This window comes from Shinella sp. JR1-6, assembly GCF_004284735.1.
In the GTDB taxonomy this organism is placed as follows: Bacteria; Pseudomonadota; Alphaproteobacteria; order Rhizobiales; family Rhizobiaceae; genus Shinella.
Genome location: NZ_SHMI01000048.1, coordinates 1 through 19,717, shown reverse-complemented (window position 1 = coordinate 19,717; position 19,717 = coordinate 1). Strand labels below are relative to the sequence as shown.

Here is a 19,717-nt window from a genome sequence, read left to right as displayed (position 1 = left end):
ATCGGGCGGACGCATCGTCAGTCATGCCGATAGACTATTGCCTCGATCCGCACCAGCCGGTTAAGGCGACGCCTCCCAGGTGTGGAAGGCGATACGACGTCGCGAACTCGCAACGGCCTACATCAAGACGGATGTCGGTTATAACTATGTCCTAGCGACGGACGAATGGGGGTTTGCCACCTTCAGCGTAATCACCTACTAGGTAATAGAATCAATAGCTTAGTTCCATAATGAAACTTATGCGATACGTTATAACATAACGACGTGGTGTGGGCTTTGTCCGCATTTACTACGGTTCGCACAGCGCCAGCCCGTCAGCCTCGAACATCTTTACTTTCGACCCTACTCCGCCTATATGTTCTTCACAAGGAGAATGATTATGGTCGCAACGCATCGGGAATATACGCCGGCGGAGGCAGCCGCGGTAAGCGGGATTGCTGTAAAGACGGTGCATAACGCCATCGACAAGCGGATCATCTCATCGGGATCGTCGCGGACCGGTGGGCGGGCGCTCACGGATGACGATCTCCTGCACCTCAAGCTATGGTATGGCGTCGGCTCGATCCTCTCGGCGGAACGGAGAAAGCGCCTTTTCGATGCAATCGCAAGCGATCCCGGAGCTAAGACGGTGCGCGCCGACGACTATCTTATCGTCGACGTGGCCCGGGCACGCGAGCAACTGGCAGCTCGTGCGGACGCATTGCGGGAGGCGGATTCGGTGATCCATAGCGTCAAGGGCGTCGTGGGTGGAGAAGCTGTCTTCAAAGGCACCCGTATTCCCGTTCGGGCCATCGCCAGCATGAAGGCACAGGGCGCTAGCGTGGAGGAATTGCTTGAAGGTTACCCTTCTCTCAGTCCTCGCATGATCGAGTTCGCGGAAATCTGGACCGCGGCGCATCCTGCGCGCGGCCGACCCAAGACCCTTTCCGAGCAAGGCCTACCCGTGAAGGAGTCGAAGAGGATTCCGCTTAAAGCCGGTTCTTGGCCATCGTCGTCAGGTTCGCATTCGTGAAATTCCTGATTGATGAATGCCTTCACACGTCGCTCGTGGCGGTGGCTCAAAGCTGCGGTCACGAGTGTTTTCATGTCAATTGGCTGGGACTAAGCGGAGAAACCGACTGGGATCTTATGCCTCGCATTGTCGAGGGCAACTTACCTTCGTCACAAATAACGCCCGCGACTTCCGAAAGCTGTACGCCAAGGAAGAGCTACATACGGGTCTCGTCATTATCGTCCCCCAGGTTCTTCCGGCCCGACAGCGATATCTGTTCGAGGCCGTACTGGAAGAGCTGGCGAATGAGGATGAGCTTCTCAACGAAATTATCGAAATTTCGATGGAAGAGGATGCGCTGGTTGTTACACGCTACATGCTTCCTGAGATCGAATAGTGTCTTGCCGGCCAGGTCATATAGGCTCATCTCGAGCCTGAACTAGAATTCGGTGTGATATGGAAACCGCCAGACCGGAAACGACCCCATTCTTGCCGCTAGAAACGCTGTAGTCACTCCCCCAAACCTGCCATTTCTTCGGTTTTGCCAAACGACGGAAACGGCAAGCCTACAGGCAATAGCAATTACGCCACGCCCGTTCGCATGGTAAGAAACGATGTGCTGTTCGCTCTTGTAATTCTCCCTGGGGCCAACAATCTTCAGGTGAAGACATGTCGAGAAAGCCGCTACCCGAAAACCTTCATTTCCTACACTCTGGTGAGGAAACAGCCCGACAAAAATCGATCACGCTGATCGAAGGAGACGAGCCCTTAAGCCGTCATGTCGAAATGATCGAGATGATTATGGACCTGCTCCAGTCCTATCGGATGGACTATGCCGAGCAGGACGAAGATCAGTTGATCGTCAAATTGCTTGGGGCACGCATTTTCAACGCCATGGGCGCGGCTATTAAGCTGATACTAGGCGGTTACTACCAGGCGGCCGGCCAGCAAATCCGCGACATACTCGAGACCGCATTCCTGCTGGACTATTTCAGCAACGATAGCTCACTAATCCAGAAATGGAAGTTTGTGTCCGAGCAGGACCGCATGAAAGAGTTTAACCTGGCGAAGATACGCGAGGTGCTGGACGCTAGAGATGGCTTCACCGAGAAAAAGCGGATGGAGCACTACAAGCTCCTGTCCTCCATCGCGGGCCATCCGACATTCGCAGGCTTCACGATGCTACGGTTAACGCCCGGCGCTGACGCTCATATGGGACCATTTTTCGTTCCAGAGCTCCTGAACGCAACCATCCAGGAGCTGGTCAAGGTTTCGGTGACGGCCTGGGAAAACTTCAAGTGGTTCTTCAAACCAGAGACGCTCCCGCAATTCCGCGCCGTGTTGCGGTACCTGGAGATGAGTGTTGACTGGGTCGAAAAGACCTATGAGAAACCCATGGACCGCACGGACATCAACGCGGTGAAGGCGATACTGTCGACTTTGGAACACAAATAGCGCGTTCGGAACTTGCGGGATGATGAGGGTAGCAACATTTCACTCCTGACCGAATCGACTAATACTGCTGTCATGAGTGAAAGATGTCCAATATGCGGCCTAGACTGCCCGGTCGGAAGATCTACGGGTGCAGACCGAAAGCAATTTGATTGTTCGAAATGCGGTCACTACGAGGTGTCCGGCACAGTCATCGGCATGATCAAGAACAGAGTCTCGGACCGTCGGGTACGCGCTAGGCTAAGCCATGCGGTCCGGCGTCGCGCTGCGGGCGAGAATTGGCCGTATGTCGACAGCTACCATCTTGATGAACTGGCGGCGGAGCCGCTTCCCAAACCTGAGCGGCAAATACTGCTTCTGCTGAAGTGGATAGCCGACCAAGCTGATGATGATCGCTTTCACTCGGTCGAAATTGAAGATGAAACATTCACCGGGGTCATCGGGGCCGTCGACGCAGATGGCGTTTATGCGATTCTTTCCGAAGCGATGGACAGCAAGCTCATCGAGCCAGTTCCGGATGACGAGTATAGGCTGACCATCCGGGGGTGGCGGCTGGTGGAAGATGCTCAGGACGCAGAGGAGCAGGCGATGGCGAAATCGGGTGGTAAGGTGTTTATCGGCCATGGTAGGTCGAGGATCTGGCGCGACCTCAAGGATTACCTGCATGATCGACTTGGCCTCGATTGGGACGAATTCAACCGAGAGTCGGCAGCTGGCTTGAGTACTACCGAGCGCCTTCAAACTATGATCGACAACGCTTCGTTCGCCTTCATCGTCATGACTGCTGAGGACGAGACGGCTTCAGGCGAGATGAACCCACGGATGAACGTAGTCCACGAGGCCGGCCTATTCCAAGGTGCATTGGGGTTCAAGAAGGCAATCATACTCCTAGAGGAAGGGTGCCAGGAGTTTTCGAATGTCATCGGCCTTGGTCAGATCCGGTTTCCTACGGACAACCTCGCTCCTAAGCTGGACGAAATTCGCCAGGTACTCGAACGCGAGGGTATCGTAAAGTCTTAGCTTAGCCAGCCAACCGCAGGATGTCTGCTTCCGAGACAGGCAAGCCAAAAGCTGACTGTCTCCTTTCCACCCCACTGCGGCCTTCGCTTGTCGCAAATTTCCCGAACTCTTTCGTCGCGGCGAACAGGACCGAAGTGGCGGGCTGCCGGAAGGCGGCTGCCAAAGCGGGCGAGGATCATGCGTTGCGCCACCACGGTATCCGTGGTGGCGCAAGGACAATAGGCGTTACTTCAGACGATAGCCATTGGAGGCCACCGCGATCTATTTCATCGGCTTGCAAATCAGAGGACGAAGCTCCTGCACAATCACGCCTGCTTTGGGCGATAGCATCGCGCCGATCCAGTTGTCGGAAAATGTTCCGGCCGCATCGGCCGGTGAAAGCCAGATCACCTCGTTCGTATCGAGTTCGATCTTCACCTCACTGCCGATCGGACTGCCGGCGACGGTCTGCACATAGTGGCGCTTGATCGGATGGGTCTTTCCCTGCGGATCGATCCACTGGTTCTCGCGATAAGCCACCGCGATCTTGCCCGCCTCCCCGCTCGATGCGCAATCGGTCGCCCGCTCGCATCGAATGACCGTCGAAAACGCGCAGGACCAGGTGAAGCCGCTACGCCACATCGGATTGTCTGCAGCCGACGCCGTGGACGCCGCCAGGAGCAGCGCTGATATCACCGGGTACTTCAAGATTCTCATCCCCTTTGGTTCGAATGCCGTGTTCGGCATGAAACACCTAGAGGCGGTAATTAAATATAGTTTACAAAACGCGCAACTGCATCATCACGGCGGCGAAGCCGTGCGGACGATCAATTTCAACCATCGCTGGATTTGACACCCATCATCAGCTCTTGCAGCGGAACCTTCAAATTCGTGCTGATCCGGGTGATGACCTGCAGGGAAGGGTTCGCTGTCGCGTTGAGAATAGCGAAATAGAAGGGACTGGTGATCTCACAGACGCGCGCCATCTCTTTTTTCGTCAGCTCACGCTTCTCCCGCTCGCGCTCCATGACCATCGCCATGTTTCGCAGGATCATCGTGCCAAGATCAGTGTCAGGCTTCTTACGCTTGCTCGCCATTGTCGTATAAACTATAATTTACGAATTAGTATGCTGGATGAGAAGGTTGCCGATGTCCGCCAAAGCCACACCTGTCAACATCATCGTCGGAATGCTTCTGACGGCCGCAGTGCTTCCCTCCCCGGCTTTCGCAAGCGAGTGGGGTTGTGAAGTCCTGCTGTGCGCTTCGTCGTCCAATCCATCCTGGAGGGGCGTGTCCGCCTGCCATCCGCCGATGAACCGGCTGATCTCCGCGATGAAGAAACCGGGGTTCGATTGGCCGACCTGCCCCGAAGGTGGCACGGGAGCGCCGGGCTACGAGAGGTATGCGGAATGCCCGGAGGGCTATCAGGTCGGGAGCAGCAGGGACCGCAATGGCTTCGCCAGGAACGGCGACTTGTGCGTCAAGACAGTCAACGTTTGCCAGGGCAATACGCACGGTCTCTATAACTCTGATCGGCAGCGAAGCTGCATACAAACGGTCTCCATGTCCCGACCGCTCAGGTCAGAGCCTTATTTCTTCGACATCAAGAATGACACCTCTGGCCAAACCGAGCGGCATTGGTTCGAGTTGCACAAGTAAACGGTTTCGAGCGGTTAAGGAAGGTTTAAATCCATGCGAACTGTCAACCGTCACACCCTTCTCGGTCATGTCGGTAATATCGTACAACTCAGAAATGTGCTGAAAGTCAACATCGCGACCAACCGCGAATGGCTGGCGGATGGGGACCGGAAAACCGCGACTGACTGGGTCCAGGTGACAATCCTCGACAAGAAGCAGGCCGAGTGGATTGAAGGCAATGTCGGACAAGGCGACCTTGTCTATGTCGAGTCCCGGATCTCGAATTCCAGCTACGAACGCGATGGAGAACAGGTCTACACCACCGATGTCATCGCACAGCTCTTCAACCTAGTTTCAAAAAGCCGGGCGCATGATAATTCGTAGAGGCCTCTGATCATATCCTCGGGCGAGCTTGCGTGCCGAACACGTAACCTCGCGGCTGCCAACGGGATCAATGAACACGGGACCAACGAAAGCAAGAGTTTAGACCCGTAGTCGCTTTTCAAGATACGCCGCAAGCAGTGTCAACGGATAGCAGATGAGGAAGAAAATCCCAAGAACGATCGCATAGATCTCGATGGCATGCCCACTCGTATCCACATAGGCCAGCCGTTCGATCATTTGCTTTGCGGAACCCAGAAGATCAGCGACCCCGACCACGGAGGTCAATGCGCTCGCCTGGATAAGGACCGTCAATTGCCCGACATAGGGCGGCAGGAACCTTCTCAACGCCTGCGGAAAGACCACGAAAACGAGCGTCTCGGTCGCCCCCATCCCGAGCGCGCGCGCGGCGATCGTCTGGTGCCACGAAATGGAGCCGATGGCGCCCCGCGCCACCTCGGCGATATTCGCCGAACCCCAGAGACCGAGGCCGAGCATCGAGGCCGTGGTGGGACTTGTCTCGATGCCGATGTGCGGTAGGGCAAAGAAAACGTAGAGCAGGATCAGGAGCGACGGGACGCCGCGGAACAACTCGACATAGACGCGCACGAAGCCGGTGACGATCCTGCTGCGGCTGGCGGAGAGGGACCCCACCAGAAGCCCGGTGACCGTCGCGAAAGTGAGGCTGAGCACGGAAATCCACAACGTGGTCACCGTGCCGCGGGCGAGATAGGCCAGAACCGGAAGAAGCCAATTGTCCATTATCTCGCAACTCCTAGGCCGGGCACATGGAGTACGCGCTCCAGCATTCTCGAAAGCAGGCTGATAGCAAGGCACACTGCCAAGTACATGAGCGCGGCGATCCCGAAAATCTCGAACACCTGAAACGTCTCCGAAACGATCTTGTTCGCCACGTAGGTGAGTTCCATGTAGCCTACGACGATCATGAAGGACGACGAGCGGAACTGGGTGATCGCCGTAGTGGTGGACGCCTGGATCGTACTCCTGAGGCCGATCGGCAACGTGATGTCCAGGAAGGTCTGGAATGCCGGAATGCCGAGTGCGCGGGCAGCGAGGATGTCGTGTTTCGAAACGGCCGCGAAACCGGACCGGAAAACCTCGGTCTGGTAGGCGCCGCCCCAAAGCCCGAGCGCCAGCCAGGAGGTCTCGAACGGCGAAAGGCGGATGCCTATCTCGGGCAAGGCGAAATAGAGCATGAAGATCTGCACCAGCAGTGGCGTGCATCGGAAGAAATTCACATAACCGCCGATGATCCAATGAACGACCGGGATTCGGGCGTAGCGGATCGCCCCGAATACCACGCCGATTACCACCGAGAGCAGGATACCGATGGCGCTGACAAGCAGGCTGCTGAGCAGCCCGTGGGTCATCGCCAGCATCTGGGCGGACAATGTCTCATTCATGAGGTTCCATCCTTCCGCAGGATCGATCCCGACCCTGCGGCTCAAGGTGACGAACAGGCCAGATATTAGGACTTGCAGTCCGCGTTCAGCGTCTGGCTGTAATCGAGCTTGACGCCGGGCCCAGGAACGACGGGACGATATTTGGCGACGAAGTCCTCGTCCTTGATCTCGCCGGAGAACGCCTCGAAATAGGCATCCTGCTTGCGCAAATCCTCCAGAACGGCGTTCAGCCATGTCATCATCTCGGCATTGCCCTTCCTGACGCCGACGCCCTGGATGGCGGAGGCGGCCAGCGCCCCAACGACCTTGTAGTCAGGATTCTTGGCAGCAAAGTTGTAGTCGTAGACGTCGACATAGGCGAAGGCGTCGGTCCGGCCCTGGGTGAGCATCGTCGACAGTTCCGCCGGCGTTTGCGCCGTTAGAAGCTCAGCCTCAGGGTGGCACTTTTCCAGCCAGGTCTGATAGGTGCTGCCTGTCGGCGTGACGACCTTCCGGCCCTTCAGTTCGCCATAGGACTCGATGGGCGAATCCTTTGGGACGACGAGCTGGAGGTTGCTGACCCAGATCGGATCAGAATAGTCGACCTGCTCGGCGCGCTTGGCCGTATAGGCGAGCGAGGCGAGGACCAGGTCAACCTTGCCGGACTGAAGGAAGGGGATGCGGTTGCTGTCGTTGACGCATTGCGTTTCCAGGCCCGCCTCGCTGCCGAAGGCATATTCAGCGATCCGCTTGACGATGGTCACCTCATAGCCGGCCGGCTTGCCGTCGAGATCGACGAAGCCTGCAGGCGGATAGGCGCAATTAATGCCGACCGTCAGCTTGCCGGGATTGGCGAGCGTGGTCGGCACGGGCACGTCGACTTTCGCGCCGGCCTGAGCAAAGGCCGCAGCCGGAGTCAGGAAGGAGATGGCAAGCGTTGCGCAGAGCATTTTCATTGTCGTTCACCTCTGGTTTCACGTCTGTCAATCAAGCCGCGCTTGTTCGCGACAGGAACTGCTTCGTTCGGTTATGCTGCGGATTGTTCAGCACCTCGGCCGGCGGACCTTCCTCGACAACCACGCCATCGGCGACGAAGACGACCTTTTCGCCGACGTCGCGGGCGAAACCCATTTCATGGGTCACGACCAGCATGGTCATGCCGTCGCGCGCGAGGTCCTTCATGACGTTCAGCACCTCGCCCACAAGCTCCGGGTCGAGCGCCGACGTCACCTCGTCGAAAAGCATCAGATGCGGTTTCATCATCAGCGCACGGGCGATGGCCACACGCTGCTGCTGGCCGCCCGAAAGCTGGTCAGGGTAGTGGTTCGCCCGCTCCGACAACCCCACCTTCCTTAACAGTTCTAGGGCTCGAGCCTCCGCCTGCCCGCGCGTCTCTTTCAGCACGCGGCGCGGCGCAAGCGTCAGGTTCCGCAAGACAGTGAGATGCGGGAAGAGATGGTATTGCTGAAACACCATCCCGACACGCTGGCGGATGGCGTTCACGTCCTGCCTGCCCGTGGCGATGTCCTCGCCCTCCAGTACGATCCGGCCGGACTGGACGGGCTGCAGCAGGTTCACGGTGCGAAGCAGCGAGCTTTTCCCGCCGCCGCTTGGTCCGATGATGACGATCACCTGGCCTTTCTCGACGGTGAGGTTGACGCCCCGCAGCACGGGATGAGCGCCGTAGGAGAGATGCACGTCCTCGAAGCGCAGGATCGTTTCCGTCGGGATGGCGCTGGTCATGGCGGCGTTCAGCCCTCCTCGGAAAGGTGACGCGAAAGAAAGCCGCGGAAACGGTCGGTCTTCGGGGCGACCATGATGTCTCCCGGCGGCCCCTCCTCAACGACGACACCGCCGTCCATGAAGACGACGCGATCGGCGACGCCGCGTGCGAAGCCCATTTCGTGGGTGACGACGATCATCGTCATCCCCTCCTCGGCCAGTTCGCGCATCACCTTCAGCACTTCGCCGACGAGTTCAGGATCGAGCGCCGACGTCACCTCGTCGAAGAGCATGACGGACGGTTCCATGGCGAGCGCGCGGGCGATAGCAACGCGCTGCTGCTGGCCGCCCGACAGGCGTCCCGGATAGGCGTCGGCCTTGTGGTCCATGCCGACCTTGCCGAGCAGTCGCATGGCGATGTCGCGCGCCGTCGCGGCGGCGATGCCCTTCACCTTGACCGGGCCCATCATCACGTTCTCAAGCACGGTGCGATGCGGAAAGAGGTTGTAACTCTGGAACACCATGCCAACATGTTCGCGGAGGCTGGCATTCTCGGCTTCGCTGACGGGCTTGCGGGTTCCGTTCACGGTCTTGTAGCCGACCGGGCGACCATCAACCGTAATGGTCCCGTGTTCGAAGGTTTCCAGGAAGTTCACGCAGCGCAGCATGGTCGACTTACCCGAGCCGCTTGGGCCGAGAACGACGACAACTTCGCCACGCTTGACCGAAATGTCGATGCCCTTGAGAACTTCGAGCGTCCCGTAGGACTTGCGCAGACCCCTGATCGCGACGATCTCGTCGCTCTGGGTCGGGAGGGCGGCAGCCTGATTCATTTTGGGCTCCTTAGTGATCGAAGGCCAGGCGCTTTTCGAGCGAGCGCGCGGCGAGCGAAAGCGGGTAGCAGATGACGAAATAGATGATCATGACGCCGAGGAATATCTGGAACGCCGCAAGCGTGCGCTCCACTACCTCGCGGGCTGCGAACGAAAGTTCCCAGGCTCCGACGATAGAGGCGTAGGAGGTCTGCTTGATCGCCATGAGCGAGATATTGAGCACCGGCGCGATGAGCAGACGCATCGCCTGGGGCAGGATGATCTCCCGCATGATCACGCTCTTGCGCATGCCAAGACTTTTGGCGGCCTCCATCTGGCCCGCGGAAACCGCAGCGATCGCGCCGCGTGTCGCCTCAGCCACGAAGGCGCCGACATAGACGATCATAGAGACGGCGACCGCAGTGTAAGCGTCCAGCCGCAAACCCATGGCGGGAAAGCTGTAGAAGCCTAGAAACATCACGACCAATACGGGGATGCCGCGGAACACGAAGATGTACGCCGTGATAACCGAGCGAAGGATCTTTCCGCCTACCGACGCAAGGACACCGATACCGACGCCGAGGACCGTGCCACAGGAGACCACGATCGCCGAAAGGATGACGGTGTAGACGGCACCTTGCAGGAGATAGGGCAAATTCGTTTGAAGGACGGGAAACATCAGCCATACCTCCGCGCTGCGCGGGCTTCGATGACGCGAAGGGTCATACCGAGCGCGCTGGTGAGAATGAGGTAGAACATCGCGACGGCGATGAACGCCTCGAACGACGCGCCCGAGCGCTCGATCGTCATCTTGCCGGTGAGCGTCAGGTCCATGACGCCGATGGCCGAAACCAACGAGGTATCCTTGACGAGGACGATGAGCTGGTTCCCGAGCGCGGGAAGGACCTTGATGAAAGCCTGCGGCAGGATGACGAGCCGAATGACCGCGGACCTGCGCATCCCGATCGCGCTGCCTGCCTCCCATTGCCGCTGGCTAAGGGACTGGATACCCGATCGTAGGATCTCGGATAGAAACGCGCCGTGCTGAAGGGCAATCGCGATAACGCCGCAGGCGATGCTGCCCCAGAAAATGCCGAGGAGCGGCAGACCGAAATAAAGGAGATACATCTGCACCAGCAAGGGCGAGTTGCGCATGATCTCGACATAGGCACTGGCGAGGCGCGTCAACCATGCCCAGCGGGCCAGGCGAGGAACAATCAGAACTAGAGCCCAGAGCATGGCTGCGGGGGCGGCAAGAGCCGCCACCCACGTCGTAATGAGGAAGCCATCGACAAACGCCGGCAAATATCTCGTGAAAAAGACGATGAACGCATCCAATGGAATTCCCCTTCTTTATCGAACCCGAAGGCTGATCACTGCTTCGGCTGATTGAGATACCACTTGGTGTTCAGGGGCTTTGTGCCAAACCACTTCTCGTAGATGTTGGTATAGTCGGCGAAGAGATAGCCGCCTGTCATCTCGCTGACGGTCAGGTCGAGATATTGCCAGAGGCGGAAGTCTCCCGGTTTCATGAAGAGACCGGTGTTAACGACGTCGGTCAGGCGTTCCTCGACGACGCGCATGTCGGGGTTTTGCTTGACGTACCAGGCGGCCACCGGGCCATCCAGCTGCGCACCGCTCGCGCGCCCCAGCTTCACGGCGTTGAACTGCGCCGCGATACCGTCGAAGGTCGCGATCTGCGCCTCGGGGAAGAGGCGCTTGGCACGTTCTTCCTGCGTCGGCGTCGTCAGGTTGGCGATCGTGACGTCGGACTTGTTGAAGTCGGCGAGCGTCTGGAAGGGAGAGTCGTTGCGCACGATCATCACGACGCCGCCATCGATATAGCTCCGTGTGAAAGCGACCTTCTGGGCGCGGTCCGCATAGATGCTGGTCGTCTGCGCGCCGAAGTCGACCGTCCCGTTCTGCGCATTGGGCCAACGCTGCGCGGCGCTCTGGCGCACGAACTCGACCTTGGTTTCGTCGCCGAACGTGGCTTTGGCGATCAGCTTGGCGATGTCGATGTCGAAGCCGACGAGTTCGCCCTTTTCATCTACGAAGCCGAACGGCGGCGACTCGCTCGATACCCCGACGATCAGCTTGCCGCGCGACAGGATTTCGTCGAGCCGCGAGGCTTCCTGCGCCTGCACGGCACTCGTGACGCCCGCTGCGAAAAGAACCCCTGTAACGACCGCGCGCATTGCGGAAAGAAGTTTGCTATTCATGTTCATTCCCCTTTTGCTTGATGGGACCGCGCTTCAGCGCAGTGCTGGCCTGACGATGCCCTCGATGATCTCGGATATCGCAAGATGGGTGGAAAGCGGGATGCCATCGACATTCGCGTCGATCACGCCGTCGACCGAATTGATCAGGCCGATATCGACGCCCCGCTTCAAAAGAGTGTTTTCCATTTCGGCTGTGTGGACCAGCCGTGCATCCTTCAGCCGCGCGGCAAGCGCCCCGACGATGGCATAGCAGCCCCAGTTCGACACCGCCGCCGTGACGAGGATGTCGGCGCCGGTAGTCGCCCCGATGCCGGCCCCGCCCTCGGGACGAGCGTCACCGAAGCGGACATGCGCCCGGACCGCCTCCGCCACCGCGCCCATGCCGATTTCATTGCCGCCGTCACCGACCGCCACCGTCGGCAGGCCACGCCGGACGGCCTCGTCGAACACGTAGTCGATGCGCGCCCGATCCATGCCGTAGTCGACGCCGCGCATGCTGCAATAGATGCCATCGGCATTGCGGCCGACCCGTTCGGTCGAGAAAAGCAGAGCCGGCTTCAGCTCATCCAGGATGCGGGCGGCTTCAGCGCCGGCGTCCTCGTCCCGCGTCGTGAAGGGCAGGATCGACACGACGGTGAGGCTTTTGTCGCGCGCGGCGATCTTCCCTTGCTCGACCGGAACGACCGTGACGCCGGCTGCCGTCAGGAGCTTGCCGATCGGTTCGATCAGGGTCGCCTCGGCAAGGACGACGCACAAGGCCCGGCGAGACAGGCTGACGGCACGGACGACGGCTGCCAATCCGGCGGGGCCGTCGTTCTCGCCGATCTCGGGCGAGATCCAGGCGCGGGAGACGGAGCCCGTCGTCGCCAGGACCACATCCTCGTGCTTCAGCGCCGCCAGACGGTCGGCGGCCGCACCGACAGGCGATGCCCCGAGCAACTGCCGGCTCGCGGCATGAAGATGCTCTACACCGCGGCCGCCGAGGTCGAGATTGACAAGCCGGTCCAGGCGCTCGTCGATTGCGGCAAGATTCGAAGCGCTCATGCGAATTCCCCCAGGATCAGCGTTCTCATGGCGTTTTCATCCGTGACGATGGCGGCGATCTTACCGAGGCAGTCGTCCACTGCATCCACGACGGCACTCACGCCTCCGACGCTTGCAAGGGCGTCAAGCGTCGGCTTGAGGCGCAGCGAGACGCGCGCGCCCGGCTGGCCGTGGGTGTTGACCGTCAGGATGCCGTGATCTTCCAGCAGCAACATCCCGAGCGCGGCGGTCGCCTCGCAGGGCACGACGGCGATCGCATCCGCCGAGACTGACGCACGTTCGAGGATGACGGCAAGTATTGCGTTCTCGTCGACCATCGGGCCGAGATCGCTGCGCACGACGATGCCTGCACCCATTTTTGCCTCAAGCGCGGCAGCAAGCTCCTGTCCGGCGGCTGCTTCCTGCGTCAGGTGACCGGGGTCGAACTTTTGCAGCGAGCGAAGGGCAGCGGCGGCGATCGGCGCGCGCGCTTCCATGCCATATTCGGCGGCCTTGGCGGCAGATGCCATGACCAGCCCGGACCGACCAACTAGCACGCCGGCGCGCGGCCCCGAAAGCCCGGCCTTGTCGCAATTGGTAATCGCGAGGTCCGCGCCGAGCGCAAGTGCCTTCTGCCCGCCATGCAGGACGGGGCGAAGACGGGCGCCGTAGGCTTCGTCGAGAAGGACGATCGCGCCGGCCTTGTGCGCTTTCTCGATCACGGCGACGGCAAGTGCGTCGTCGAGCCGCGCCAAGGCGCTTGTTACCGTCGTGACGATGACCAGATGGCAATCTCCGATATGGGCGCGCCAGTCCCTGTCGGACGGAACCTCCCGCAATTCGACCCTGGCGAGCGCGCTGCCGCGCACAACCGAAGCATGCGACCGGTCGCCGGCCGGCACGACTGACAGGACTGGCTTCCCGCCAGCAAGGGCGGCAATCGTCGCCACGATCCCGGCGCTCGTCCTGTTGAAGACGGCGCAGCCGTCGCCATCACGTCCGCCGAGATGCTCGACGGCGACGCTACGCAGCTCCTCGGCATAGAGGCCGGGGCCGACCCATTCCTCGCAATTGGTCGCGATGTCTTCCGGGCGCACCGGAAAATCGCGCTGGTTGCCCGTGAACACCCCGATCGACCGCGGGCCGCGTTCCTGCACGCGCCTTGCCGCAACGGCCTGGCCGTGGCGAAGGCGTTTGGCCTCCTCGATGCTGGACCGGATGATCGGCCCGCGCGCGAAGCCGACGACGGGATCGATCGCGTTGCCGAAGGCGTCCGTGCGAACGGGCGCGGTTTCGGCCTTTTGCGTTGATGCGCTCATGAGTGACAACCTCCTGTGGCCTGTGCATCATCGAGCACCGATAAAATCAGCAGCTCCGTCTCGCCGGATGCTGTGGCCGCGTTTTTGGTTTCAGATTTGGAATTGGCGGCGACCGCGATGCTGCGCATCAGCTCCGCGACGCCCGAATGGCCGCGCCAGTCAATACCGTCGACGGCAAGGGCGGGACGCGCGGTCGCTCCGTCGAGAGCGCCAGCCGCGATGCAGGCGACGATAAACGCATGCTCCCGGTCGCCGCTATGAGCAAGCGTCTCGTCACCAAGCGCAATCGCCAGCGCGCCGGAAATGGCATAGGCTCCCCAGTTGGAGACGGAAGCGCTGACGAGAACGTCCGTTTCCGTCACGGTCACGACACCCGTTTCATCGGGTTGTGAGCGGCCGCCGCGCGGCAGGAGCCCGGCAACGGCCTGCCGGATCTTGCCGAAGCCGATTTCGTTTCCGCCGTCCCCGATCCCGACCGTCAGGACGTTTCTCTTCTTCGCCTCGTCCGCCAGGCGATAGATATCGGCGACCGTTCCCGGCGGACGGCGATCACCGCGAACGCCGTGATAATGTCCCGCCTCATTCGGACCGTCGCGCTCGACGAATATCAAGGCGGCCGGGTTCTGCCGGTTGAAGATGTTTGCGGCGGCTGCAAGCCCTTCCGCCTGGCCCTTCGGAAAAATCGCCGTCGCGATCACGCCCCGCGATGAGGCCAAGTCCTCGATGACGCGAACGCAGGCATCGATGGCTGGCATATGTTCTTCCTGCGCGACGAGCGTCACGTTCGCGCCGAAGCCGAGCGCCAGACTGCGCGCAAGCGCCACTGCGCCGGGGGGACCGTCGGTTTCCCCAAGCGGCAGCTTCGGCGAGACGCCAGCGCCGGTCGCGATCACGACGTCGGAACCGGGACGGATTGCAGCAAGCAGCTTTCGCGCCGCGAGCGTCGAGGACGGCTCGCCCTGCGCTTCCCGGCACGCCAGATAAGTCGGAACGACGATCCCGGCGGGAAGCCCGCCCGTAAGGGGGCGGACCTCCAATGTCATCAGTCGATCGAAACGCTCACCGAAGACGCTTAGTCGATCGATATCGGCGGCAGTCAGTTCGCGATTGATGGGAATCGTTTTTGACATCGATTTGGCTCTTGCCGTTGGCTTCAGAGATTGACCGTGACGCTCTTGCGCGCCGTATAGGCTTCGAGAGCACCTTCGATGGAGTATTCGGAGCCGATGCCGCTCTGCTTGACGCCGCCGTAGGACATGCCGGGAATCTGGCCACCGGCGCGGTTGACCTGCAACCAGCCGGCGTCGATGCGGCCGGCCGCATTGAGAGCCGTGGTCAGGTCGTTCGCAAAAATGTAGGCGGCGAGACCATAGTGGGTGTCGTTGGCCCAGGCGATGACCTCGTCTTCATCGCTCCACGGAATGGCGACGAGAACCGGGCCGAAAACCTCTTCCTGCACAATGCGCCAGTCGTTGGTAAGGCCCTTGAGAATGGTGGGCTTCGGGAAGAAACCGACGCTTTCGCCGACGGCAGACGGTACTTCGCCGGTCACGACCTCAGCACCTGCGCTGACCGCTTCGGAGATAAATTCACGAACCGCGCTATAGCGCTCTTCGTTTATGATCGCGCCGATATCGGTTTCCTCGTCGAGGGCGTCACCGATCTTCATCCCGGCCAGCTTCTCCACCACCTTAGCCAAAACCGGTTCGAACACGTCCCGGTGGACGTAGAGACGCGAACCGGCCGTGCAGGACTGGCCCTGTCGGGCGAAGCGCATCGCGCCAATGATGTTTACGGCAAGGCCGTCGATCCTGTCGTCGGTCGCGGCATCCGGATAGACGATGGTCGGGCTCTTGCCGCCCAGCTCCAGCGTGGCGCGGGCAATGCGGTCGGCTGCGGCATGCGCCACCAGCTTGCCGACTTCGACCGAACCCGTAAACGAGATCTTCGCGACGTCCGGATGGCCGGAAAGCGCAGCGCCCGCTACTTCGCCGACGCCGGTTACGACGTTGAAGACGCCCTTGGGGAACAGGTCGGCTGCAAGTTCGGCAACCCGGATGACCGCGAGCGGCGCATCTTCCGCCGGTTTGAGCACCAGCGTATTGCCGGTGCCGAGGGCCATGCCGATCTTCACGGCGGCGAGAACCAGCGGCGAATTCCAGGGAATGATGGCAGCGACGACGCCAAGCGGTTCACGTGTCGTGTAGCTGAAGAGACCGGGGCCGAGCGGGAGCGTTTCGCCCTTCTGTTCGGCGACCGTGCCGCCGTAGTAGCGCAGCACCTCGACGGAGCTCATCACCTCCGGGCGGCTCTGCGTGCGCAAGGCGTTACCGGTTTCGGCCGCGAGAATACGGGCGATCTCCTCGGAATGCGCTGCGACGCGATTGGCAAGCTCCGTCAGGAGCGCGCCGCGCGTGCGGGATGCGAGACGCCGCCAAGCGGGGAAAGCTGCCTTTGCGGCTGCGACCGCCGCATCGACGTCCTGCTTGTCGGCCGCGCCGAGTGCCGTGATGACGCTGCTTCGGCACGGATTGGTGACGTCAAGCGTCGCGCCGGCGGCCGGCATGACCCACGCGCCGTCGATCAGTTGACCCGAAAGGCCGGCGGTTGGGAGTGCGATCTCCGCCTTGCTGTTCACGGCTTCTTTTGTCTGGGACATTGTGTTTTCCTTGTTTCGATGCCGGTGATCAGGCGCTTGCGGGCAGGCGCAGATCGACCTTCAGAAGGTTCTCGAAAACTTCCGCGACACTCGTGGAATCCTTGGCCCCGAGGCCTTCGGCACGCGCCATGTTGTAAATCTGGCGGACCATCTGTCCGAGCGGCATGGGGTACGCAGAGAACTCCTCGAGGCACAGGGAAATGTCCTTGTGCATCAGGTTGAGGGCGAAGTTTGCCGGACGCTCCTCAGTGAAGAGGGTCTTGGGCAGGTAGTCGAGCATCTTGCTACCCGCGAGGCCACCGGAGAGAACCTCCGTCAGGACGGAGAGGTTCGCGCCGGATTTGACGCTTGCCGACAGGACTTCACCGAGGGCAACCGTGTTGATCGCGGTCAGAAGGTTATGGGCGAGCTTGGTCAACTGGCCGGAACCGACCGGGCCGCAATGCACGATACGGCCAGCAATCGGGCCGAGGACGGGGCGGGCCGCATCGAGGACATCCTGGCTAGCGCCAGCCATGACAAGAAGCGTACCCGCACCCGCGCCGGCGACGCCACCGCTGACCGGCGCATCCATGAAGTGGACGCCCCTGGCTTCGCAGAGTGCCGCTACGTCCTTGGTCGTCGAAGCATCGACCGTGCTGAAGTCGATAACCGTCGCGCCGGCGGCCACAGTCTTCAAAATGCCGTTCTCACCCGCAATAGCATCGCGCAGCGTGGCCGGGCTCGGAAGACTACTAAGGACGAACATCGCCGGAGCGGCAGCGGCTTTCGCCGAGGTCTCCACGACTGCGCCTTTTTCCGCGAGCTCGGCGGTGGCGGACGTATTGGGGTCGAAGACGTGAACGACGTGGCCTGCATCGAGCAGGCGGAGCGCCATTCTCGAACCCATGCGACCAACGCCAATGAATGCAATCGTAGTCATCCTGCACCTTCCTTATGATGCGCAACAAAGCTTTTGTTCAAAGGGGAAGGCAAAGAAGAGCAATCTCGCAGCACGCACTGTCGAGGATCTTGTTCTTTGGATTTGTTCCCCTTTTTTGCTATTGAACGCAGAAACAGAGTGAAAGAAAAGGCGACGCTTGATAACAGTGCATGTAAGTAAAACTTACGGGTGACAACATGCTAAACCTGTCGCGGTTGCAGCTCCTCCACGAGCTTTCGGTCCTCGGCACTATCTCGGCGGTCGCTCGATCGCTGAACCTGACGAGACCTGCCGTTTCCCAGCAGCTTTCGCTTCTGGAGAAGGAAGTCGGTCTCGTCTTGTTTGAGCGCTCCGGCAAGGGCGTGCGATGGACATCGGCTGGGGAGCGTCTCCTTGCCGGAGTCGGCGGCATCCTGCAGGCCGTGAATGAGGTGGAAGCAGACCTGGCGCGCACCGCGCAAACAGTCACCGGCGAGTTGCGCATCGCCGCGTTCGGCTCGGCGGCTGCCACCATCATTCCCCAGGCGATAACGCATCTGGTGAAGCATCATCCGTCGCTTGAAATCTTCTTCAACGAGATGGAGCCGGGAGACGGCCTCAAGGCAACGGCGGCGAAACAGGTCGACATCGCCATCGTCGACGACCTGACAGGAACGGAGAACTTCGCGCTTCAGCTCGATTTCGAGCCGCTCTATATCGACCCCTTCAAGGCCGTCGTATCGACCGATCATCGGCTTGCGGGGGCCGGCCGCCGCACGGTGGAGCTATGGGAGCTGGCGCAGGAGAAATGGGCGCTGAATCAGGCCGCCGTCGGCTATCAGTCCTTCATCGTCAATGCGTGCCACGCGGAAGGATACTCGCCGAACGTCATGGCGAGCTGCCGCAACATTGCCGCCACGCTGGAATTCGTGCGGACCGGAAACTTCGTCACGGTACTTCCAGGCCTCGCGACGCACAACATAAAGATCGATCCTGATTTTCGCTGTCTGGACCTGCGCCCCGTCACCCAGAGGCGATTGTTCTCAGCGGTTGCGAAAGGAAGCAAGGCTCGTCCGGCCATCGGGTCGGCCTTGGAGGCGTTTCAGCGGTCCTGCATCCTATTCGGCGAATCCTGACTACCCGGTAGGGTTTTCCAGAGCCTAGTGGGAAGCGTTAGTTTTTCAATAATGGCGAGGTTCTCTGGCATCCTGTCGGACCACTGCCCGTTCCGATCGGCCGCGCTCGGTGTGAGCACTGAGCCGTCCCGGCCGCCTCCGCCGTCACGCTTGGATAGAGATTGTCCGCTATGCGTCTTCATCGGCAATCCGGCTTTTAGTGAGGGTGCCAAGGGTGCTCGCGTATCAGCTTGAACAGGCGATGAAAGAGCAGAACATTGGCAAGGCCGAGATGGCGAAGCGGCTGCATACCAGTCGATCGCAGATCGACCGGCTTCTTGACCCCGAGTATCAAGGGGTAACGCTTGCAGTGCTTGCCCGCGCTGCCAATGCCGTCGGTCGAAGGCTTCACCTGGAACTCGTCTGATCCTTGATACGGACGCGCCCTTTGCATGAGGACGGGCTTCGTCGATCGCGATCCTGCGCTCCTCGTACTGCCCGTCTTCCGGCGGTGGGGCCCGTTTTCCAGCCGCAGCGCCGTGAGGACGGCGCGGCCGCGGCCGCAGCGAACCGGCCTTGCCGGTGAGCGGAGCAGGCGGAGGAAACCCGCGCTCTCCAATAGCGCCGTAGGGTTTTCCGGAGCCTCGTGGGAAACGGGCGTTTTTCCATGAGGGTGATCTTCTTCGGTATCCTGTTGGGCCACCCCCCGTTCCGGTCGGCCGCGCTCCACGCAGGCACGGAGCCAGCCTGCGGCCGTCTCCGCCGATCCCGGTGACGATCGCTTGTCCGTCGGTGGCGTGCGCCCCCGGCACTGAGGCCCGGCGACGGGCCGCATTGCGCGCTTAACGCTGGCACTCCTTGCTCCAAGGCATAAAAAAACCGGCTTGCGCCGGCTTTTCCCCCAACCGCCCGGAGCCCATGTCTCTCAGGATGCTGAGTTAGTTGTTAACTCGCAACATAGTGCTGGGCGGTCTTATCGTCAAATGGACATGACGGGGCGACGGCATCATCTCTTTCGCCCCTGACATCGCCGGCCGCCCGGATCAAGGGGCAGGCGCGGCAAGCCGCTTGTCGCGTCGG

Annotated in this window: 23 protein-coding genes; 7 read left to right on the top strand and 16 right to left on the bottom strand. The window is 60.7% G+C overall.

What is annotated here, in order from left to right:
* The first annotated feature begins 379 nt into the window (after nucleotides 1–379).
* Nucleotides 380–1,012, top strand: coding sequence for a DUF433 domain-containing protein (locus EXZ48_RS32450; protein WP_130521136.1), 633 nt, complete (start codon nucleotides 380–382; stop codon nucleotides 1,010–1,012).
* Between the two features lie 196 nt (nucleotides 1,013–1,208).
* Here EXZ48_RS32450 and EXZ48_RS35155 read toward each other — a convergent pair whose 3' ends face one another.
* Nucleotides 1,209–1,418: a hypothetical protein gene (locus EXZ48_RS35155; protein WP_165909494.1), complete on the bottom strand. Its 210-nt coding sequence runs from the start codon at nucleotides 1,416–1,418 to the stop codon at nucleotides 1,209–1,211.
* A 242-nt stretch (nucleotides 1,419–1,660) separates the two neighbouring features.
* On the opposite strand from EXZ48_RS35155, the gene EXZ48_RS32440 reads away from it, so the two are divergent.
* Nucleotides 1,661–2,446 carry a hypothetical protein gene (locus EXZ48_RS32440; protein ID WP_130521134.1) on the top strand — a complete coding sequence of 262 codons (786 nt, stop codon included), beginning with the start codon at nucleotides 1,661–1,663 and terminating at the stop codon, nucleotides 2,444–2,446.
* A gap of 174 nt (nucleotides 2,447–2,620) precedes the next feature.
* Complete coding sequence (locus EXZ48_RS32435; RefSeq protein ID WP_207900571.1) at nucleotides 2,621–3,463, top strand: TIR domain-containing protein; 843 nt, start codon at nucleotides 2,621–2,623, stop codon at nucleotides 3,461–3,463.
* Between the two features lie 261 nt (nucleotides 3,464–3,724).
* Here the strand turns inward: EXZ48_RS32435 and EXZ48_RS32430 are convergent, their stop codons facing one another.
* Nucleotides 3,725–4,189: a hypothetical protein gene (locus tag EXZ48_RS32430; protein ID WP_130521130.1), complete on the bottom strand. Its 465-nt coding sequence runs from the start codon at nucleotides 4,187–4,189 to the stop codon at nucleotides 3,725–3,727.
* A gap of 86 nt (nucleotides 4,190–4,275) precedes the next feature.
* Nucleotides 4,276–4,539, bottom strand: coding sequence for a helix-turn-helix transcriptional regulator (locus EXZ48_RS32425; protein WP_050746458.1), 264 nt, complete (start codon nucleotides 4,537–4,539; stop codon nucleotides 4,276–4,278).
* A 52-nt stretch (nucleotides 4,540–4,591) separates the two neighbouring features.
* Here EXZ48_RS32425 and EXZ48_RS32420 point away from each other — a divergent pair, with 52 nt between their 5' ends.
* Together EXZ48_RS32420 and EXZ48_RS32415 are read left to right on the top strand one after the other, a co-directional pair.
* Nucleotides 4,592–5,101, top strand: a complete 510-nt coding sequence (locus tag EXZ48_RS32420) for a hypothetical protein (protein WP_165909493.1) — start codon at nucleotides 4,592–4,594, stop codon at nucleotides 5,099–5,101.
* Between the two features lie 33 nt (nucleotides 5,102–5,134).
* On the top strand, nucleotides 5,135–5,464 hold the full coding sequence (locus EXZ48_RS32415; protein ID WP_130521128.1) for a single-stranded DNA-binding protein: 330 nt from the start codon (nucleotides 5,135–5,137) through the stop codon (nucleotides 5,462–5,464).
* 99 nt (nucleotides 5,465–5,563) lie between these two features.
* On the opposite strand, the gene EXZ48_RS32410 is transcribed toward EXZ48_RS32415, so the two are convergent.
* The 13 genes from EXZ48_RS32410 to EXZ48_RS32350 form a co-directional block, all read right to left on the bottom strand.
* Nucleotides 5,564–6,223, bottom strand: a complete 660-nt coding sequence (locus EXZ48_RS32410) for an amino acid ABC transporter permease (protein WP_130521126.1) — start codon at nucleotides 6,221–6,223, stop codon at nucleotides 5,564–5,566.
* A complete protein-coding gene (locus EXZ48_RS32405) occupies nucleotides 6,223–6,885 on the bottom strand; it encodes an amino acid ABC transporter permease (RefSeq protein ID WP_207900569.1) in 663 nt (220 codons plus the stop codon). Before EXZ48_RS32405 ends, EXZ48_RS32410 begins: the two co-directional genes overlap by 1 nt.
* A gap of 65 nt (nucleotides 6,886–6,950) precedes the next feature.
* Nucleotides 6,951–7,820, bottom strand: a complete 870-nt coding sequence (locus EXZ48_RS32400) for a transporter substrate-binding domain-containing protein (RefSeq protein WP_130521124.1) — start codon at nucleotides 7,818–7,820, stop codon at nucleotides 6,951–6,953.
* Nucleotides 7,821–7,851: 31 nt separating this feature from the next.
* Nucleotides 7,852–8,607 carry an amino acid ABC transporter ATP-binding protein gene (locus EXZ48_RS32395; RefSeq protein ID WP_130521122.1) on the bottom strand — a complete coding sequence of 252 codons (756 nt, stop codon included), beginning with the start codon at nucleotides 8,605–8,607 and terminating at the stop codon, nucleotides 7,852–7,854.
* Nucleotides 8,608–8,615: 8 nt separating this feature from the next.
* A complete protein-coding gene (locus EXZ48_RS32390; RefSeq protein WP_130521120.1) occupies nucleotides 8,616–9,419 on the bottom strand; it encodes an amino acid ABC transporter ATP-binding protein in 804 nt (267 codons plus the stop codon).
* Between the two features lie 10 nt (nucleotides 9,420–9,429).
* Nucleotides 9,430–10,077, bottom strand: a complete 648-nt coding sequence (locus tag EXZ48_RS32385; protein WP_130521118.1) for an amino acid ABC transporter permease — start codon at nucleotides 10,075–10,077, stop codon at nucleotides 9,430–9,432.
* On the bottom strand, nucleotides 10,077–10,736 hold the full coding sequence (locus EXZ48_RS32380; protein ID WP_130521116.1) for an amino acid ABC transporter permease: 660 nt from the start codon (nucleotides 10,734–10,736) through the stop codon (nucleotides 10,077–10,079). The genes EXZ48_RS32385 and EXZ48_RS32380 overlap by 1 nt, the downstream gene beginning before the upstream one ends.
* A 35-nt stretch (nucleotides 10,737–10,771) precedes the next feature.
* Nucleotides 10,772–11,620, bottom strand: coding sequence for a transporter substrate-binding domain-containing protein (locus tag EXZ48_RS32375; protein ID WP_245462420.1), 849 nt, complete (start codon nucleotides 11,618–11,620; stop codon nucleotides 10,772–10,774).
* Between the two features lie 33 nt (nucleotides 11,621–11,653).
* Entirely contained in the window at nucleotides 11,654–12,664 is a 1,011-nt protein-coding gene (locus EXZ48_RS32370; protein ID WP_130521113.1) for a glutamate cyclase domain-containing protein, read from the bottom strand.
* Nucleotides 12,661–13,962: a selenocysteine synthase gene (locus EXZ48_RS32365; protein ID WP_130521111.1), complete on the bottom strand. Its 1,302-nt coding sequence runs from the start codon at nucleotides 13,960–13,962 to the stop codon at nucleotides 12,661–12,663. Before EXZ48_RS32365 ends, EXZ48_RS32370 begins: the two co-directional genes overlap by 4 nt.
* Nucleotides 13,959–15,092, bottom strand: a complete 1,134-nt coding sequence (locus EXZ48_RS32360; RefSeq protein WP_130521109.1) for a glutamate cyclase domain-containing protein — start codon at nucleotides 15,090–15,092, stop codon at nucleotides 13,959–13,961. The genes EXZ48_RS32365 and EXZ48_RS32360 overlap by 4 nt, the downstream gene beginning before the upstream one ends.
* Nucleotides 15,093–15,115: 23 nt before the next feature.
* Nucleotides 15,116–16,621 carry an aldehyde dehydrogenase family protein gene (locus EXZ48_RS32355; protein WP_130521107.1) on the bottom strand — a complete coding sequence of 502 codons (1,506 nt, stop codon included), beginning with the start codon at nucleotides 16,619–16,621 and terminating at the stop codon, nucleotides 15,116–15,118.
* 28 nt (nucleotides 16,622–16,649) lie between these two features.
* On the bottom strand, nucleotides 16,650–17,543 hold the full coding sequence (locus EXZ48_RS32350; RefSeq protein ID WP_130521105.1) for an NAD(P)-dependent oxidoreductase: 894 nt from the start codon (nucleotides 17,541–17,543) through the stop codon (nucleotides 16,650–16,652).
* Nucleotides 17,544–17,740: 197 nt separating this feature from the next.
* On the opposite strand from EXZ48_RS32350, the gene EXZ48_RS32345 reads away from it, so the two are divergent.
* Both EXZ48_RS32345 and EXZ48_RS32340 read left to right on the top strand, forming a co-directional pair.
* Nucleotides 17,741–18,658 carry a LysR family transcriptional regulator gene (locus EXZ48_RS32345; RefSeq protein ID WP_130521103.1) on the top strand — a complete coding sequence of 306 codons (918 nt, stop codon included), beginning with the start codon at nucleotides 17,741–17,743 and terminating at the stop codon, nucleotides 18,656–18,658.
* Nucleotides 18,659–18,872: 214 nt separating this feature from the next.
* Complete coding sequence (locus tag EXZ48_RS32340) at nucleotides 18,873–19,064, top strand: helix-turn-helix transcriptional regulator (protein WP_245462419.1); 192 nt, start codon at nucleotides 18,873–18,875, stop codon at nucleotides 19,062–19,064.
* The last annotated feature ends 653 nt before the right edge of the window (nucleotides 19,065–19,717 follow it).